The sequence below is a fragment of the Kitasatospora sp. NPDC004531 genome, assembly GCF_053602195.1.
This window is the reverse complement of sequence record NZ_JBSGDD010000051.1, coordinates 26,406-43,243: the sequence shown is the minus strand read 5'-3', so window position 1 is coordinate 43,243 and position 16,838 is coordinate 26,406. Positions and strand designations below refer to the sequence as shown.

Sequence of the window (16,838 nt, the reverse complement as noted above, 5' to 3'; positions counted from 1 at the left end):
GGACACCGGCGGCGGCGAGGGCGTACCATCGCCCGCCGCATATGCCAGCGGCCTGGTGCCGGCTACTCCTCCGGGCCCCGGCGCTGCAGCACGCGGCCGTACTCGACCATCTTCACCGCGTAGTCGGGCGTCCACTCGGCGCGCTCGGCGATCTGCTCGGCCGACAGCGCGTCGAACCGGCGCGGATCGGCGAGCTGGGCCGCGGCGATCGCCTGGAAGTCCGTCGCACGCTCCGCCGCGGCGCGGAACGCCAACGCCAACTCGGTGGAACGGGACAGCAGTTCGGCCGGATCGGCGATCGACTCCAGGTCGAAGAAACGCTCCGGCTCGGGCTCCCTGCCCTCCGGTTCGAAGATCAACTGGGCCGGGCGGATCCGACGCCCCCGATCGCCAGGCCCCGGCACGGCCGGTACGGCAGCCGGAACCGGCGCACCGCTCTGGTCGGACGCCTGCGGGTGCGAGTCGGGCATGGCGGGGCACCTCCGGGGTGGTGAGGGGAAGACGGCCGTCGCCCATTGTCGCGCGCGGACCGCAACCAGCGGAACGGTGCACCTCCGGTTGCTATTCCCCGCCACCGGCGCGCACCGCCCACCGCACGCCGGGGCGCGTCAGGCCAGGCGCACCCGGTGCTCGGACAGCCGCGCCAGCACCGCGTGGTTCGCCTCCCAGCCGTCCGGGAACTTCACCGCCACCCCCAGCTGCACCGGCTCCGTCGCCGGATGCTCGTCCAGCAGCTCCGCGATGCCCGCCCGCGCCACCACGATGCACGCGTGCCGGTGCCGCGACGCCAGCACGCACAGCCGGCCCGTCTCCAGATGGAACGCCGTCGCGTCCGGCCGGCCCGACAGCGGATGCAGCACCACCGTGACGTCGTACTCCCGGCCCTGCAGACGGTTCGCGGTGTCCACCGTCACCGCCTCGCCCAGCGCCGGATCCACCGGCACCCCCAGCCGCGCCAGCTCCGCCCGCACCGCCGCCGCCTGGTCCCGGTGCGCCGTCCCCACCGCCACCCGGCCCGCCGACAACGACGCCGAACCCTGCTCCGAGACCGCCGTCAACTCCCGCTCCAGCAGCCGCCGCACCGTCTGCGCCACCGCCGCCACCGCCTGCGCGTCCGTCCGTACCGTGTGCCGGGCCGGCAGCTCCAGCAGCGCCCAACCGCTCTCCGCCGCCTCGTCGATCGCCGCGTCCACCGCCGAACCGTCCGCCCGCACCCCCGCCCGCAGCGTCCGGTCACCCGGACCGGTGCCCGAACGGAACGGCGTGTACGGGTAGAACGCCGAGGAGATCAACGGCGCCGCCGACGCCGGCAGTCGCCAGGACACCGGCAGCCGGTGCGGCCGGATCGACGGATTGTGCGCCAGCAGCGTCACCACCGCCGAACTCGACGGGTCGTACGACAGGCCCGCCCACTGGTCCGTGCCCACCACCGTGAACGGGTCCAGCTGCCCCGGATCGCCCACGAACAGCGCCCGCTCGAACAGCCGCGCCACCGCCAGCAGCGCGTCCGAACGCATCTGGTACGCCTCGTCCACGATCGCCTGCCGCCACGGCTGCTCGGTCTTCACCCACTGCCACTTCGCCGCCGTGGAAATCACCACGTCCTGCTCCAGCAGATCCGCGACCTTGTCCTTCGCGGTCACGTTCGCGTGCCGCAACGCCTCCGGCGCTGGCTTCGCGTCACCCGCGTGCAGACGGCCGATCGAGATCTCCGGGGCCTTCGACGCCAACCGGTCCACCAGGTCGTCCACCTGGCTGTTGGTCTGCGCGACGATCATCAGCCGCTCGCCCGCGCCCACCAGCTCCCGGGCCGCCCGCACCACCAGCGTCGACTTGCCCGCACCCGGGGGCGAATCCACCACCACCCCGCGCGGCGCACCCGGGCGCGGCCGCACCACCGCGTCCAGAATCCCCGCCACGGCGCGGTCCGCCGCCTCACCCGGCGACAGCGCCGCCACGGCGCCCAGAGGGTCGGTCACCAGCTCTCCAGAGAAGCTCATCCGTACGTCATTCCCACTCGTCCGCACCGGCCGGTGAATCCTCGCCGACCACCGGCGGACCGCCGTGCGTCCACGGAGTGTCCGCCGGCTCCGGCAACGGCGCCGACTGGCGCGGCGACAACTCGAACAGCGTGAACACCACCCCGCTGCCCACCTCCGGCACACTGCCCGGCTCCGGATCCTTGCGCCGACCCATCCCCGACAGCAGCCGCACCACCACCTCGCCCGGCGCCGACGAGACGATCTCCGCCCGCTGCGCCGGCTCCGCGTGCGCCCGGTACACCTCCCGGCCCGGATCCGCGTGCGGACGGTCGCCGGTGCGCACCACCAGCAGCGGACGCGGCTTCGGCGACTTGCCCTGCGTCCACTCCGGCACCACGTCCACCACCTCGCCGGCGAACGCCTCGCCCGCCAGCCGGCGCTCCGCCATCGCCAGCGGATCGTCCAGCGCCTCCTGGATCTCCAGCTTCGCCTGCTCCCGCTCGCGCTGCGCCAGCTTGCGGGCCGCCGTCACCGCGTCGTCCCGGCGCGGCTGCGGCGGCTCGCCCGCCGCCACCCTGTCCCGGTGCATGGTGAACGACCAGCGGTCGCCCTCCCAGCGGTCCGGGAGGTGATCCGCCGGCGGCAGCTCCCGCAGCAGATCCAGACCCCGCCACACGTCGCGCCAGGTCGGCAGCGTCGCCGCCCGCAGCACCCGGGCCAGCTCCGCGCGGGCCTGCTCCACCAGGCCCGCCGCGCGCAGCGACTGCTCCGCGTCCCGCGCGGCCTCGGCCTGTTCCCACACCGCCACCGCCGCGTCGTGCCGCAGGATCGCCGGGGCCAGCACCCGCTCGTCGAACCGCGGATCCGTCACCGGGCCGGCCGGCGGATGCACCAGCAGACCCTCCCCGTCGCGCGCCGACTCCACCCACTCCGCGGCCACCGCACCCGTCGCCGGCGGCTCCAGGCCCTCCGGCGGCAGGTGCCAGGCCAGCCGGGCCGCCAGGTGCTGGTCCTCCAGGTTCGACTGGCCCGTCGCCCAGTGCCGCGCCAGCAGACCCGTCATCGCCAGCAGCATCGACGAACCCGGCACCTGCGCCCGGTCCGTCAGATGCGTCAACCACCGCCCCAGCAGCGGCACCCGGGTCGGCGCCGGGTACTCGCCCGGATCCGGATCCTCCGCCGTGCGACGGAACCGGGTCGAACGGCCCAGCAGCGCCAGGTGCGACACGCCCGCCATGTTCGGCACGATCAGCTGCGGCGCGTCCGCGCACAACTCCCGCACCACCGGCACCTTCTCGCCGCTCACCGGGTCCTTCTCCGAACCCTCCAGCAGCTCCACCTGCTCGCCGAACGACTCCAGGTACGGCACCACGTCCGCCGCCATCGCCGCCAGGAAGTCCGAACGCTGGGTCCGGTTCAGCGGCTGCGGCACCACGTGCAGCCGGGGCGCGTCCCGGTCCGTGCCCAGCAGCACCGCCAGCGGGGCGCCCGCCTCGCCCGCCGCCGCCAACGGCACCAGCACCATCGGACGGTCCGACAGGTGGCGGTGCCGCACCGTCGCCACCGGCTCCGCCCGCTGACCGCGCACCGCCTCCAGGCGCGCCAGCGTGGACAGCAGGCTCACCGCACGCCCCCGGGCTCGGCGTCCCGGAGCCGCACGCCCCCGGCCGTCAACGCCTCCGCCCGCAGCCGCGCCGCGTACGCCAGCCGCTCGGACGCCTCGTCCAGGCCCAACTCCGCCAGCAGCGCGGGCTCCAGCGCCGCCACCACGCCCCGCTCGGCCGCCGCCAACGCCTCCGCCACCGTGCCCAGCGCGCCCAACTCCCCGCGCACCCCCCGGCCCAACTGCTCCACCGCACCCGAGCAACGGGCCTGCGCCCGGCAGTGGAAACCCAGCTCACAGGTCGAGATGCACTCCGGACCGTACGCCGCCGGCACCGCCGCCACCGCCCGCTCCAACTCCTCCACCGGACGGGTCGGCGCACCCGCGTCGTCCCGCGCCAGGTCGAAGGTCACCCCCTCCGGGAGCGCCGCGAGCAACTGCTCCACCCTGGTCATCCGCGACAACTGCCGCCGCGTGGTGGACAGTTCACGCCGCACATCGACCGGCACCGCGACCGGGTGGTTGGAGAAGTCCTTCGGGCAGACCAGCAGCACCGTCAACTCCGGCGCGCCGGGCAGCTCCTGCACCGCGTAGGGGTCGTCCGACGGCTCGCGGCCGGCCAGCCGGGCCGCCGCCTCCTGCAGGGCCAGCACGTACACCGCCGCCTGCCGGGCCGCCGCGCCCACCTTCGCCGGATCGGCCGAACCGTCCAGCACCGGGAAGGACTTGATCTCCACCACGGTGCACCGGCCGCCGTGCACCACCACCGCGTCCGGCTCCAGGTACGCCGGGCTGCCCGCCACCTCCAGCCGCAGCATCGGATGGTCCAGCAGCGTCCACCCCGCCGGATCCGCGGCCGCCTCGGCCAGCGCCGCCAACGTCCGCTCCGTGCGCACCGCGGGGGACTGCGACGGCAGCAGATCCGGCACCGCCAGGGACGCCACCTCCTCCTCCGGCACGCCCAACAACCGGCGCAGCGGCTGCAACAGCACCGCGTAGCCGTCCCGCTTCAAGCGGGACTCGAACTGCAGGCCCCGGCGGATCGCGAACGGCGACTGGCCGAACGGCGCGGGGCGGCCCAAGCGGTCGGCCAGCGCGGTCTTGTCCACCCCCGCAGCGTCCAGCAGCGCGCGGCGGCGGCATCCGGGATTGGCGGCGAGAGCGGCGAGGGCCCGGGCATCGAGACTGCGCTGCGGCGCGGGGCCGCGCAGCTCGGAGAGTCGCCGCAGCGACGGGGAAGCCTGCCCCAAGTGCGAGACGTTCATGGTGCGGCCCAGTCTCGCATCCGGCACCGACAGAGCGGAGCCCGCCGCTCGAACCCGCGGGCGCGGTGGGGGATCATGGGCCGGTGGTCCGCGACGGCGCGGTCCGACTTCTCCGACTTCTCCGATTTCTCGAACGTCGAACTTCGAACGAGGTAGACCCCCATGCCCGCCCGTATCGTGCTGGTCCGCCACGGCGAGACCGCCTGGTCGGCCACCGGCCGGCACACCGGCCGCACCGACATCCCGCTCACCGACGACGGCCGCGCCATGGCCCGCGCCCTCGGCGAGCGGCTCCGCCGCGCCCCGTGGAACGGCCTGTCCGACGCGACCGTCTACACCAGCCCGCTGTCCCGCGCCCGCGACACCGCCGAACTGGCCGGCTTCGGCGACCGCGCCGTCGACCGCCCCGAACTGCTGGAGTGGGACTACGGCCAGTACGAGGGCCGCACCGGCGCCGACATCCGCGCCACCGACCGGCCCGGCTGGCTGATCTGGCGCGACGGCGTCCCCGGCGGCGAGAAGCTCTCCGAGGTCGCCGCCCGGGTCGACGCCTTCCTCGCCGAACTCAACGCACGGCACGGCGTCCCCGACGCGAACACCACCACCATGCACTGCGCCGACTGCGAGGTGGTGCTGTTCGCCCACGGCCACCTGCTGCGCATCCTCACCGCCCGCTGGCTCGGCCTCCCGCCCGAGTACGCGCAGCGCTTCAAGCTCGGCACCGCCGCGCTGTCCGTGCTGTCCTGGGAGTACGGGCTGCCCGCCGTCGAGATCTGGAACGACCACAGCCACCTCGAACAGGGCTGATCCCTCGGCGGGTCGACGCGGGAGCGGGTCGGTGCGGTGGAGGGCCGGTGCGTCTCGCCTGGTCAGGCCGCGACGGTGCCGTCGTAGCCCTCCAGGAACTCCCGTACCTCCGCCACCGAGGAGTGCCTGCGCAGACGGTCCGCGGTGTGCGCCAGCATGCCGCGGATCCGCGTCGAGCTGACCTGGTCGAACATCGCCACCGCCTCCGAGCCCTGGAGTGCCGCGCCCGCCACATCGCCCCGGCCCAGCCGGTCGTGCGCCAACTCGGCGGTGTACAGCGCCCGGTTGCGGGCGAAGTGCGGCAACTGCAGCCCCACCGCCTGCTCGGCCCGGTCGTTCGCCCGCTTCCAGTCTCCGAGCGCCGACCAGCACTGGGCCTCCTGGCCGGCCAGCTCGGCCTCCCCGAAGAAGGACAGCCACTCCGGATCGGCGTCCTTCGGCCCGCGGTCGAACAGGTCGTGCGCCCGCTTCAGCGCCTGCTCGCAGGCCTTCCGGTCGCCGAGCAGCGCCCAGGCGTTCGCCTCGCGCATCACCATCAGCGACAGCAGCCAGTCCGAGCCCTGGCCGGCCGCCACGGTCTGCCCGGCCTGGGAGGCCCGCAGCGCCTCCCGGGGGCGGCCCGACTCCCGGGCCAGGAAGGAGCTGTTGCTGAACACGTGCGCCTCCAGTGCGGTGTCCTGCGACATCCGCGCCGTCGCCAGCGCCTCCGAGTAGAACGACCTGGCCTCCAGCATCCGGTTCGAGTCGTGCGCCAACCAGCCGACGGAGATGGCGAGTGCGCCCGCGCCGGTCTGCAGGCGGCGCGCGGTCTCCGCGCTGTACTCGCCGTCGTTGAGCAGCACGTAGGCATTGCGCAGCGACTGGCCGGCCAGGTCGAACAGGGTGTCCGCGCCGTGCACGTCGTCCAGCAGCCGGATGTGGCGGACCGCCTGCTCCACGCTGCGGACCTCGGCGTCGCCGACCCGGCGGCGCTCGCTCGGCGGCGGGACGGTGGGCAGCGGGGTGGTGGACCGGGGGTCGGTGGACAGGGGGTCGGTGGGCAGTGGCGCGGCCGAAGCCGGCCGGTCCATGCCGAAGGCGGCCGCCACCGCGGCGGAGCCGCCGTTCAGGAACGTACGGCGAAGCACGTCGTCCTCCTCGTCAGGCCGATGGAACGGGTCCGGCGGGCCGGCCGGGGCGGCTGGTCCGGCGGTCGGATCGGTGGGTGGGTGGGTGAGCGGGTGCGTGGTGAAGCGGGCGGTGGGGCGGGGGGTGGTGGCGCGGGGGGCCGGTCGTACCGTCGGTTCGTCGGCCCGGTCGGCGGCCTGCTCGGGTGCGCCGGTCGGGTCGGTGCCCGGCGGGCGGTGGTGGGCGGTCTTGCGCGGGGTGAACCCGAGGTCCGCCAGCGTCCGCCCCGGCCACATGTGCTGGAACACCCGCTGGTAGGCGTAGTTGGGACTGCGGATCTCGCCGGACTCGATCCGCCCGATGTAGCGCGCGTCGCAGGACACGTGCTCGCCGATCTCCCGGGCGGCCCGCCGAACCAGCATGGCGAACTCCCTCGGGGAGAGGTTGCCGCGCAGCTCCTGCATTACCAGGTTGGGAACGTTCGCCGGCCGGGATCGGCCGGTCCGCGTGGCTGCCATGCTGAACTCCGAGGTCGTACCGGCGCGGTCGCGGCGGGCCTCCGGGAGGGGGTCGCCGCGTCGCCATGACAGTACCCGCAGTTACTCGGCGTGCACAGTGAGTTGTGAAGCGAGGGTGGGTCAATTGCGGACAATTCGGACTTAGTTGCCGCGTTCTGCCATGAAATGCCATGGCTTGCCGTGTCGGAGGCCGTGGCCTAGGAGGGTGGTCGCGCGTTGTCCTGGTACATGGACGCCGACGGTGCGGGCCCCCTCCCGTGCCGGTTCCCCGCTGCCCGACCGGGCGGTGGGGCGCCACCCGGTGTCCGCGCGACCCAGGCGACAGGAGGTCCCCCATGGCCACCGGAGTTCCCCAGTACCGCCGCCCGGCTGCCCCGGCCGTGCTGCCCGCCTCCTCCGTACGGCCCGTCCCGCCGGCCGTCCCCGCCTGCACCGGCGCGGGCCAGGCCGGTGGCGTCGTGGTGCGGGTCGCCCAGTACGACACGGTGACGGTGCAGGTCCGGCACGGGCTGGAGGCGGTCGACATCCTGCGGCTGCGGCGCGCCTGCGGGGTGGTCCAGCAGACCTCCGGCGGCTCCGCGATCGCCTTCCTCGTCCCGGCCGGCACCGCACTGCGCTGGCACCTGCCGGGCTCGACCTGTACCGCCGGCGCCGACCTGCTCCCGCCCACCGATCCGCGCTGGATCATCCCGCCGTCCGGCTCGCAGCCGTGCGCCCGCCCGACCGACGCGTGGGTGCTCCGCTCGGCGCTGTGCGAGGCCGCCACCACGCTCACGGCGGGCGGCCTGGGCCCGCTCTGAACACCCCGGCGGACGGGGGAGTCCCGCGCGCTCGGAGGCTTCGGCTGATCATCGGATAATGGGCGCATGGGCCGCTCACGTACCACCCCCGCCCCCGCCGTCCCCGGCCGCGCGCACACCGACGGCCCGCTCACCGCGACCGTCGCCTCCGGCACCGCCGAACTGCGCCCCGACCGCGACCGGCCGCACGCCTGGCAACTCGTCCTCGACGGCGCCCCGCAGTCCCTGGTCGACCTCGCCGATCCCACCCACCTCGGCTTCGAGTACCAGCGGCGGATCGGCCACCTGATCGACCTGGCCGCCCCCGCCCGGCAGCCGATCTCGGTGCTGCACCTCGGCGGCGGCGCGCTCACCCTGGCCCGCTACACGGCCGCCACCCGGCCGCGCTCCCGGCAGCAGGTCGCCGAGATCGACACCGCGCTCACCGAACTCGTCCGCACCGAGCTCCCGCTCGACCGCGGCTGGCAGATCAAGGTCCGCGGCGGCGACGCCCGCGCCGTCCTGGAACGCACCCCCGAAGGCTCCACCGACCTGGTGATCGCCGACGTCTTCGCGGGCGCCCGGGTCCCGGCGCACTGCGCCACCGTCGAGTTCGCCCGGCTCGCCGCCCGGGCCCTCACCGGCACCGGCCGCTACGTCGCCAACATCACCGACGGTGGCCAACTCGCCTTCGCCCGGGCCCAGGCCGCCACCCTGCTGGCGGTCTTCCCCGAGGTCTGCCTGATCGCCGACCCCGCCGTGCTGCGCGGCAAGCGCTTCGGCAACCTCGTCCTGGCCGCGGCCCACACCCCCCTCCCGCTCACCGACCTCACCCGCCGCCTCGCCGCCGACCCCGCCCAGGCCCGCCTCCTGCACGCCCGCGACCTCACCGACTTCCTCGCCGGCGCCACCCCCGTCCCCGACACCCACGCCGTCCAGTCCCCACCCCCACCCCCGAAGGCCTTCGCCTGACGGGCACCCCGGAGCCCCAGCACGCGCGGATCCGTCAGTGCCCGCCCGGGAGGCCGCGGTGTTTGTAGGTGGCGGCCGCGGTGAGGAGGAGGCCGGCGGCGATCGGGAGGAGGACGGCGGCGGTGGAGTCGCCGTCGTCGGGGGCGGCGGGGGAGGCCGTGAGGGTGACCGGGGCGCCGTTGCCGGGGGCGGCGGGGGGCGGGGGGAGTCGGACGGGGGTGGGGGCGGTGAGGTTGTCCACGTGCCGGCGGGACGGCAGCGGGGCCGGGTCCTCGGGGCTGCGTGCGGCGGGGGCCCGGGGGGCGGGTTCGCCGGGGTGGCCCTCGGCGGGGTGGGAGCGGGAGGCCCGGTCGGCGTCCTCGGGGCGGCTCTGCTGCGGGGCGGCGGAGAGCAGGCGGGCGGCGATGGCGAAGGCGTCCGGGCCGGCGGAGTGCTGGCCGGGGAGCGGGAGTTCGGCCGTGCCGAGGTGCTGTCGCAGGACGCTGCCGATTTCGCCGACCGCACCGTCCAGGGTGAGCAGGCCGCCCACCCCGGCGGGGGCGGCCGGTTCGAGGGTGCGGCGGGTGGTGGGGCCGGCCCCGGTCGCCTCGGCGTCGGCGGTGCCGAGGGCCAGGCCCAGCAGCTGGGCGGCGAGCATCCCGCTCGCCGCCAGCACGTGGGGCCGGCCCCACCGCTGCCGGGGGGTGTCCGAACGTCGCGGCCGCTTCGCGTGGTTGGTTCGCACACCAGGGGAGAACGAGCGGGACCCCCGGCGGTCACGCCCGTCGCTCACACTCCGTCACATCGGGTGCCGGGAGGTCAGTCCAGGCCGCCGCGCCGGATCACCTCCGCGTACCAGTGGGCGCTGGACTTGGGGGTGCGCCGCAGCGTCTCGTAGTCGACGTGGACGATGCCGAAGCGCTTGCTGTAGCCGTACGCCCACTCGAAGTTGTCGAGCAGCGACCAGAGGTAGTAGCCGCGGACGTCCGCCCCGGCGGCGATCGCGTCGGCCACGGCGGCCAGGTGCAGGCGGAGGTAGCGGATCCGCTCGGGGTCGTCGACCGCGCCGTCCGGGCCGACCGCGTCCTCGAAGGCGGCGCCGTTCTCGGTGACCATCAGCGGCAGGCCGATCTCCTGGTGCAGGGAGATCAGGGAGTCGGAGAGGCCGCTGGCGTCGATCGGCCAGCCCATCGCGGTGAGGTCGTCGTTGGCGAGGTGGAAGACCACGTCCTCGGAGCCGGGCCAGGGGCTGTGCGCGCTGTTGCCGTGGCCGTCGTTGCGGGCCGGCCCGGCGGGGTCGTCGGCGTCGGTGTCCTGCCGCGGGGCCGAGACGACGGTCGGGTTGTAGTAGTTGAGGCCGAGCAGGTCGATCCGCCGGCCGATCTCCTTCTCGTCGCCGGGCCGGACCAGTTCCTCCCAGTCGACGAGGGACGAGGTGTCGGCGATCAGGTCGGCGGGGTAGCCGCCCCGGAACATCGGGCCGGTCCAGATCCGGTTGCCGACCGCGTCGATCCGGCGGGCCGCCTCGCGGTCCTCGGCGCTGTCGGTGAGCGGGCGGATCAGGTGCAGGTTGAGCGAGACGCCGATCTGCGCGGAGGCGGGCAGCAGTTCGCGCAGCGCGCCGACGGCCAGGCCGTGGCCGAGGTTGAGGTGGTGGGCGGCCTTGATCGCGTCGGCCGGGTCGGTGCGGCCGGGGGCGTGGACGCCGGAGCCGTAGCCGAGGAAGGCGCTGCACCAGGGCTCGTTGAGGGTGGACCAGACCGGCACCCGGTCGCCGAGCGCGCGGGCGGCGGTCGCGGCGTACTCGGCGAAGCGGTACGCGGTCTCGCGGACCGGCCAGCCGCCGGCGTCCTCCAGGTCCTGCGGGAGGTCCCAGTGGTAGAGGGTGGCGACCGGGGAGATGCCGTGCTCCAGCAGGGTGTCGACCAGGGCCCGGTAGAAGTCGAGGCCGCGTTCGACGGCGGGGCCGCGGCCGGTCGGCTGGATCCGCGGCCAGCACAGCGAGAACCGGTAGGAGGTGAGGCCGAGGTCGGCCATCAGCCGGACGTCCTCGCGGAAGCGGTGGTAGTGGTCCACCGCGAGGTCGCCGGTGTCGCCGTTCACCACCTTGCCGGGGGTGTGGCTGAAGGTGTCCCAGATGGAGGGGGTGCGGCCGTCCTCGGCGACGGCGCCCTCGATCTGGTAGGCGGCGGTGGCCGTGCCCCAGGCGAACCCGGGCGGGAAGGCGACCCGGGGGGCCGCCGCAGCGGAGTGGGCGGCGGTGGTCGGATCGGTCATGGTCATACGGGAGCGCTCCCATGGCTCAGGGGGTGGACAGGGCGGGGTCTTCCGGGGGTTCAGCTCTTGACGGCGCCGGAGGTGATCCCGCCGACAATGTGCTTCCCCAGAACGGCGAAGATCAGCAGTAGCGGCAGGGTGCCGACCAGCGCGCCGGTCATGATCACGGCCTGGTTGATGTCGTGGCCGGAGCCGCCGCCGATCGCCGAGAGCGCGACCTGCACGGTCGGGTTCTGCTGGGTGAGGACCACGAAGGGCCAGAAGAAGTCGTTCCAGGACTGGACGAACACCAGCATGCCGAGCACCGCCATCGCGGGCCGGGCCACCGGGAACACCACGTGCCAGATGATCCGCAGGCTGTTCGCGCCGTCCACCCGGGCCGCCTCGATCAGCTCGAACGGCAGTGCCTCGGACAGGAACTGGCGCATGAAGAACACGCCGAACGCGGCCACCAGCGAGGGCAGGATCACCGACTGCAGGTGGTTGCCCCACTCCAGCTTCGTGATGATCCGGTACAGCGGGATCACGCTGAGCTGCGGCGGAATGGTCATGGTGGCGACCACCAGGGTGAGCAGCGCGTTCCGGCCGCGGAATCGCAGCTTGGCGAAGGCGAAGCCGGCCAGCGTGGAGAACAGCACCGTGGACAGCGCCACGCAGCCCGCCACCACGGTGGAGTTCAGCAGCGCGGTGCCCATGTCGGCCTGGTCCCAGGCGGTGGAGATGTTGGTCCACAGCTGCCCGCCGGGCACCATCGGCGGCGGCGACTGGGCGACCCGCTCGCCGGTGTGCGAGGCCGCGACGAACGTCCAGTACAGCGGGAACAGCGAGACCACCGCGGCGATCGCCAGCAGCAGGTAGGCGACCGGACCGGCCTTGTCGTGGTCGCCAGCCCCGCGCCGGAACAGGCCGCGCGGGCGGTCCGGCCCGTCGTGCCGGGCCTCGGGGGCGACGGGGGTGGACAGGGTGGCGGCCATGTCAGCCTCCCAGCTCGTGGCGCTTGCGGTAACGGGAGATCAGGAACTGCACCAGGCCGATCAGCAGCAGGATCAGCAGCATCGTCCAGGCCACCGCCGAGGCGCGGCCCAACTGGCGGGACGGCCAGCCCAGTTCGTACATGTACAGGCTGAGCGTCTGGAACTGGTGCGCGGAGCCGCCGGAGACGCCCACCCCGCCGCCGAACAGCAGCGGCTCGCCGAACAGCTGGGTCGCGCCGATGGTGGAGACGATGATGGTGAACAGGATGGTCGGCCGGATCGACGGGATCGTGATCCGGACGAACTGCTGCCAGCGGTTGGCCCCGTCCAGGGCGGCCGCCTCGTACAGGTCCTTCGGCACCGCCTGCATCGCGGCCAGGTAGATCAGCGCGTTGTAGCCGGTCCAGCGCCAGGTGACGATCGTCGAGATGGCGATCTGCGAGGGCCAGGTGTCGGCGTACCAGTCGGTGTGGTGGATGCCGACCACGTCCAGCGCCCAGTTGATGAACCCGTAGTCGGGGTTGAACAGTTGGACGAACACCAGGGTCGCGGCGGCGATCGAGGTGGCGTACGGGGCGAGGATCGCGACCCGGAAGAAACCGCGGCCCCGCATCCGGTAGTTCAGCAGGTGGGCGAGCCCCAGCGCCATCAGCAGCTGCGGGACGGTGGAGATCACCCCGATGGTGAAGGTGTTGCGCAGCGCCGTCCAGAACTGGTCGTTGGACCACAGCCGGGTGTAGTTGCCGAGGCCCTTCCACTCCATCGCGTCCGGGTTCAGCAGGTCGACGTAGTGCAGCGACAGCCAGCCCGTCCAGATCAGCGGGAACAGGCCGAAGGCGGCGAAGCAGAGGAAGAACGGGGCGATGAAGGCGTACGGCGAGGCCTTCAGGTCGAGCCGGTACAGGCGGGAGCGCCAGGCGGGGCGCCCCTGGGCGACGGGCGGGGCCTCGACGCGGACGTTGGTGGCCACTTGGGGTTTCCTTCCCGGGGGTGGCGAGCGGCGGCGGAACGGCGCCCGGCCGGGTGGGCGGACCCGGCCGGGCAGTCGGGGCAGGTCACCGGCGGACGGGGCGGACGCCGGCGCCGGGATCGGCCGACCGGTCAGTGGGCGACCTTGTCGTCGACCAGCTTGGTGACGTTGCTCCAGGCCTTGGCCGGGTCGGTGCCGTGCTCCTCGATGTCGAGCACGCCGTTGTCGGTGATGATCGTCTTCACGTTGCCGTCCTGCTCACCGATCGGCGCCGGCTTGATGGACAGCGCGGAGGCGGCGAAGATCTGCCCGGTCGGCGCGTTGTTGAAGTACTCGGCCTTGGCGCCCTGGACGGCCGACTGCTGCAGGCCGCCGACGGTGGACGGCAGGTTGCCGACCTTGGTGAAGACCTTCGCCTGCTGCTCCGGCGCGGTCAGCCAGGCGGCCAGCGCGGCGGCCTCCTTGGTGTGCTTGCCGGCCTTCGGGACGGTCAGGAACGCGCCGCCCCAGTTCGCCGCGACCGGCGAGGCCGCGACGTCCCACTTGCCCTTGCCGGAGTCGCCGGAGTACTTGCTGATGACGCCGGTCATCCAGGAGGGGCAGACCACGGTGGCGAACTTGGAGTTGGCGAACGCGGCGTTCCACGGGTCCTGGAACTGGCGCAGCCCGGCGCTGATCTTGGCCTGCGAGGCGGAGACCGCCAGGTCCCAGGCCTTCTTGACGCCCGGGCTGTCCTTGTAGACCAGCTTCCCGCTCGCGTCGGAGTACTGCAGCGGCTCGGAGGACACCGCGGCGTTGAACAGGCCGGAGGCGGAGTCGGTGAAGAAGGAGCCGGCCGGGGCGTGGGACTGGTAGGTCTTGCCGGTCTCGACGAACTTCGACCAGTCGCCCGCCCACAGCTTGCCGACCTCGGTGCGGTCGGTCGGCAGGCCGGCCTGCTGGAACAGGTCGGTGCGGTAGCAGATCGCCATCGGGCCGATGTCGGTGCCCAGGCCGATCAGCGCGCCCTTCGGGGTGGTGGCCTGCTTCGACTTCCAGTCCACCCAGTTGCCCGGGGTGACGCCGTCGGTCTTGCCCAGGTCGAGGAACTTGTCGCCCAGGGTGTTGGTGGCCTGCGCGATGTAGCCGACCTCGACCGCCTGGATGTCGGACAGGCCGCTGCCGGACGCCAGGTGGGTGGTCAGCGCGTCCCAGTACTTCTGGCCGTCCTGGACGGTGTCGTACTTGATCGTGATGTTCGGGTGCGCGGCCATGTACTCGTCGTACAGGCCGGCCTCCTTGTAGCCGAAGGTGCCGAAGTCGCCGACGGTCAGGGTGATCTTCGCGTTGGCGTCGCTCGAACCGCTGCCGCCGCTGTCCGAGCCGGAGGAGCAGGCCGTGAGCAGCAGGGCGGAGCAGGCCACCAGGGCGGTGGCGAGGACGGCGGCTCTGCGGGGGTGGAAGGTGGTGTGCATGCGCATGGGGGCGAACTCCCTTGTCCGGGTGGTGGGTTCTCGGATGTTCTCTGTGCGCTGAGTCTTGGCTAGAGTGTGGGAGCGCTCCCACATCGGGCATGCCGGAAGGTTGCTGTCTCGTGGGGGTGAGTGTCAAGACGTGGTGACGCAAACGTTGCCGGAGCGTTTCCGGTGCCGGTGCCGGTGCCGGTGCCGGTGCCGGTGCCGGGGCCGGGCGGCGGCGGGCCCTGGGCCCGGGCGTGGCCGGGGTGCGGCCGGGATGCGGCTCGGGTGCTGCTCGCGCGCGGCTCGGGTGCGGCCGGGGTGCGGTCCGCCCCGGATGGTCGGGAACGGCGCGGGACCGGCCACAATGAGCAGTCGTACCGGCAGCGGGGTGGATCCGCCGGAACCGTGCCGCTCGCCCCGCCCGTCCCATCCGTCACAGAGACCGAGAGGTGCAGCGATGAGCCCGACCGCACAGCGCCCCGAAGCGCTCAACCCGGGCGCCGCGGGCAGAGCCACCGCGCGCCCCACCCTGGAGGAGGTGGCCGCCCTCGCCGGCGTCGGCCGCGGCACCGTCTCCCGGGTCGTCAACGGCTCGCCCCGGGTCAGCGCCAAGGCCCGCGAGGCCGTCCAGAACGCCATCGCCGAGCTCGGCTACGTCCCGAACCGGGCGGCGCGCACCCTGGTCACCTCGCGCACCGACTCCGTCGCGCTGGTCGTCCCCGAGGCCGAGACCCGGCTCTTCTCCGAGCCGTACTTCTCCGACATCATCAGCGGCGTCTCCGCCGAACTCGCCGAGACCGACATGCAGTTGCTGCTGATCCTGGTCCGCAACCAGCGCGAGCGCGAACGCCTCTCGGCCTACCTGACCGCCCAGCGCGTCGACGGCGTCCTGGTCGTCGCGGTGCGCCGGGACGACCCGCTGCTCGCCCTGCTGGAGGGCCTGGAGATCCCGTCCGTGCTGGCCGGCCGGCGCGACGACCTCGAACCGCTCAGCTACGTCCACGCCGACAACGCCGGCGGCGCCCGGATGGCCGTCCGGCACCTGCTGCGCCGCGGCTGCCGCCAGGTCGCCACCCTCACCGGCCCGCTCGACATGGAGGTCGCCCAGGCCCGCCTCGGCGGCTACCGCCGCGCCCTGGAGGAGGCCGGACACCCCTACGACGAGGAACTGGTCGGCCTCGCCGACTTCACCGAGGAGGGCGGCCGGGTCGCCATGCGCGAACTCCTCGAACGACGGCCCGAACTGGACGGCGTCTTCTGCGCCTCCGACGTGATGGCCGCCGGCGCGATGCAGGTGCTGCGCGCCGCCGGGCGACGGGTGCCCGACGACGTCGCGGTCATCGGCTTCGACGACTCGATCGTCGCCCGGCACACCGACCCGCCGATGACCAGCGTGCGCCAGCCGATCGAGGAGATGGGACGCACGATGGCCCGGCTGCTGCTCGACGAGATCGCCGAACGCGGCCGGGCCCGGCGGCAGGTGGTGCTGGCGACCGAGCTGATCGTGCGCGACTCGGCCTGACGGCGGGCGCGGGGTTCTTCGTGCGCCCGCGGAGTCCCGGCGCCCTGCCGGCGGGTGGCCGTCGGCCGCGGCCTGCGGGTCAGGAGTTGGGGCGCAGCGTCCAGACGATCTCCAGCACGCCGGTGACGTCGCCGTCCTCGCGGGTGATCTCCACGGTGATCGGGAACTCGGGGCGCTTGCCCTCGTCCAGCTCGGCCAGCACCTCGGCGACCGGGCGGCCCAGCGTGGCCGTGGCCGTCACCACGCCGCGGGCGAGCTTCTTGAACGAGATCTCGCCGACCGTGGGCAGCGGCACCGCGCGCCCCAGCTGGTCGCCGAACGCGGCCAGCACGATCGCGCCGCTCGCCGACTCCGCCAGCGTGAACATCGCACCCGCGTGCGGCCCGCCCACGTGGTTGCGGTACTCCGGCAGGTCGGGCAGCCGCAGCACGGCCCGCTCCGGGGTGGTCTCCAGGTACTCCAGCTGCAGCGTCTTCACCATCGGGACGGTGTCGGTGAGGAGCTGGCCGATCGCAGTAGTGGTCATGCCGCCGATGTTACTGACAGGTAGCTTCCGCGTCCACGGTGGGACGGGCGAGGGCGCCGCTGATGTGCTGTCAGTCCTTCCGGGGGCGGGCCGCCGGGCTCTGCGGCTTCCGGGGCGG

At 73.9% G+C, this 16,838-nt stretch carries 15 protein-coding genes; 4 read left to right on the top strand and 11 right to left on the bottom strand.

Features of this window, described 5'->3' with window-relative positions; genetic code table 11:
• Positions 1 to 62: 62 nt before the first annotated feature.
• From ACWEMJ_RS20850 to ACWEMJ_RS20835, 4 genes are all read right to left on the bottom strand, one after another.
• Positions 63 to 470 (bottom strand): hypothetical protein, encoded by a 408-nt coding sequence (locus ACWEMJ_RS20850; protein WP_452138566.1) that lies wholly within the window; start codon positions 468 to 470, stop codon positions 63 to 65.
• A 138-nt stretch (positions 471 to 608) separates the two neighbouring features.
• The gene (locus tag ACWEMJ_RS20845; protein ID WP_452138565.1) at positions 609 to 2,000 is read right to left on the bottom strand and encodes an AAA domain-containing protein; all 1,392 of its coding nucleotides are present in this window, start codon (positions 1,998 to 2,000) and stop codon (positions 609 to 611) included.
• A gap of 7 nt (positions 2,001 to 2,007) precedes the next feature.
• Positions 2,008 to 3,606 carry a hypothetical protein gene (locus tag ACWEMJ_RS20840; RefSeq protein WP_452138564.1) on the bottom strand — a complete coding sequence of 533 codons (1,599 nt, stop codon included), beginning with the start codon at positions 3,604 to 3,606 and terminating at the stop codon, positions 2,008 to 2,010.
• A complete protein-coding gene (locus tag ACWEMJ_RS20835; RefSeq protein WP_452138563.1) occupies positions 3,603 to 4,850 on the bottom strand; it encodes a hypothetical protein in 1,248 nt (415 codons plus the stop codon). The genes ACWEMJ_RS20840 and ACWEMJ_RS20835 overlap by 4 nt, the downstream gene beginning before the upstream one ends.
• Positions 4,851 to 5,012: 162 nt before the next feature.
• Here ACWEMJ_RS20835 and ACWEMJ_RS20830 point away from each other — a divergent pair, with 162 nt between their 5' ends.
• A complete protein-coding gene (locus ACWEMJ_RS20830) occupies positions 5,013 to 5,657 on the top strand; it encodes a histidine phosphatase family protein (RefSeq protein ID WP_452138562.1) in 645 nt (214 codons plus the stop codon).
• A 62-nt stretch (positions 5,658 to 5,719) separates the two neighbouring features.
• Here the strand turns inward: ACWEMJ_RS20830 and ACWEMJ_RS20825 are convergent, their stop codons facing one another.
• Entirely contained in the window at positions 5,720 to 7,228 is a 1,509-nt protein-coding gene (locus ACWEMJ_RS20825; RefSeq protein WP_452138561.1) for a tetratricopeptide repeat protein, read from the bottom strand.
• Positions 7,229 to 7,617: 389 nt separating this feature from the next.
• Here ACWEMJ_RS20825 and ACWEMJ_RS20820 point away from each other — a divergent pair, with 389 nt between their 5' ends.
• Both ACWEMJ_RS20820 and ACWEMJ_RS20815 read left to right on the top strand, forming a co-directional pair.
• Positions 7,618 to 8,082, top strand: coding sequence for a hypothetical protein (locus tag ACWEMJ_RS20820; protein ID WP_452138560.1), 465 nt, complete (start codon positions 7,618 to 7,620; stop codon positions 8,080 to 8,082).
• Between the two features lie 66 nt (positions 8,083 to 8,148).
• A complete protein-coding gene (locus ACWEMJ_RS20815; protein ID WP_452138559.1) occupies positions 8,149 to 9,033 on the top strand; it encodes a spermidine synthase in 885 nt (294 codons plus the stop codon).
• Between the two features lie 34 nt (positions 9,034 to 9,067).
• On the opposite strand, the gene ACWEMJ_RS20810 is transcribed toward ACWEMJ_RS20815, so the two are convergent.
• The 5 genes from ACWEMJ_RS20810 to ACWEMJ_RS20790 form a co-directional block, all read right to left on the bottom strand.
• Positions 9,068 to 9,757 carry a hypothetical protein gene (locus ACWEMJ_RS20810; protein WP_452138558.1) on the bottom strand — a complete coding sequence of 230 codons (690 nt, stop codon included), beginning with the start codon at positions 9,755 to 9,757 and terminating at the stop codon, positions 9,068 to 9,070.
• A gap of 74 nt (positions 9,758 to 9,831) precedes the next feature.
• Complete coding sequence (locus ACWEMJ_RS20805; RefSeq protein ID WP_452138557.1) at positions 9,832 to 11,295, bottom strand: glycoside hydrolase family 1 protein; 1,464 nt, start codon at positions 11,293 to 11,295, stop codon at positions 9,832 to 9,834.
• A gap of 53 nt (positions 11,296 to 11,348) precedes the next feature.
• The gene (locus tag ACWEMJ_RS20800; protein ID WP_452138556.1) at positions 11,349 to 12,263 is read right to left on the bottom strand and encodes a carbohydrate ABC transporter permease; all 915 of its coding nucleotides are present in this window, start codon (positions 12,261 to 12,263) and stop codon (positions 11,349 to 11,351) included.
• A gap of 1 nt (position 12,264) precedes the next feature.
• Complete coding sequence (locus tag ACWEMJ_RS20795) at positions 12,265 to 13,233, bottom strand: carbohydrate ABC transporter permease (RefSeq protein ID WP_452138555.1); 969 nt, start codon at positions 13,231 to 13,233, stop codon at positions 12,265 to 12,267.
• A gap of 131 nt (positions 13,234 to 13,364) precedes the next feature.
• Positions 13,365 to 14,693, bottom strand: coding sequence for an ABC transporter substrate-binding protein (locus ACWEMJ_RS20790; RefSeq protein ID WP_452138554.1), 1,329 nt, complete (start codon positions 14,691 to 14,693; stop codon positions 13,365 to 13,367).
• A 436-nt stretch (positions 14,694 to 15,129) separates the two neighbouring features.
• Between ACWEMJ_RS20790 and ACWEMJ_RS20785 the strand changes: the two genes are divergently transcribed.
• Positions 15,130 to 16,194 (top strand): LacI family DNA-binding transcriptional regulator, encoded by a 1,065-nt coding sequence (locus ACWEMJ_RS20785; protein WP_452138553.1) that lies wholly within the window; start codon positions 15,130 to 15,132, stop codon positions 16,192 to 16,194.
• A 79-nt stretch (positions 16,195 to 16,273) separates the two neighbouring features.
• Here the strand turns inward: ACWEMJ_RS20785 and ACWEMJ_RS20780 are convergent, their stop codons facing one another.
• Positions 16,274 to 16,720: a DUF4442 domain-containing protein gene (locus tag ACWEMJ_RS20780; protein WP_452138552.1), complete on the bottom strand. Its 447-nt coding sequence runs from the start codon at positions 16,718 to 16,720 to the stop codon at positions 16,274 to 16,276.
• Positions 16,721 to 16,838: the final 118 nt, after the last annotated feature.

Coding starts and splice junctions, on each gene's coding strand:
- ACWEMJ_RS20850 (WP_452138566.1), bottom strand. CDS start 470: ATGCCCGACTCGCACCCGCAGGCGTCCGACCAGAGCGGTGCGCCGGTT.
- ACWEMJ_RS20845 (WP_452138565.1), bottom strand. CDS start 2,000: ATGAGCTTCTCTGGAGAGCTGGTGACCGACCCTCTGGGCGCCGTGGCG.
- ACWEMJ_RS20835 (WP_452138563.1), bottom strand. CDS start 4,850: ATGAACGTCTCGCACTTGGGGCAGGCTTCCCCGTCGCTGCGGCGACTC.
- ACWEMJ_RS20830 (WP_452138562.1), top strand. CDS start 5,013: ATGCCCGCCCGTATCGTGCTGGTCCGCCACGGCGAGACCGCCTGGTCG.
- ACWEMJ_RS20825 (WP_452138561.1), bottom strand. CDS start 7,228: ATGCAGGAGCTGCGCGGCAACCTCTCCCCGAGGGAGTTCGCCATGCTG.
- ACWEMJ_RS20820 (WP_452138560.1), top strand. CDS start 7,618: ATGGCCACCGGAGTTCCCCAGTACCGCCGCCCGGCTGCCCCGGCCGTG.
- ACWEMJ_RS20815 (WP_452138559.1), top strand. CDS start 8,149: ATGGGCCGCTCACGTACCACCCCCGCCCCCGCCGTCCCCGGCCGCGCG.
- ACWEMJ_RS20805 (WP_452138557.1), bottom strand. CDS start 11,295: ATGACCATGACCGATCCGACCACCGCCGCCCACTCCGCTGCGGCGGCC.
- ACWEMJ_RS20800 (WP_452138556.1), bottom strand. CDS start 12,263: ATGGCCGCCACCCTGTCCACCCCCGTCGCCCCCGAGGCCCGGCACGAC.
- ACWEMJ_RS20790 (WP_452138554.1), bottom strand. CDS start 14,693: ATGCGCATGCACACCACCTTCCACCCCCGCAGAGCCGCCGTCCTCGCC.
- ACWEMJ_RS20785 (WP_452138553.1), top strand. CDS start 15,130: ATGAGCCCGACCGCACAGCGCCCCGAAGCGCTCAACCCGGGCGCCGCG.
- ACWEMJ_RS20780 (WP_452138552.1), bottom strand. CDS start 16,720: ATGACCACTACTGCGATCGGCCAGCTCCTCACCGACACCGTCCCGATG.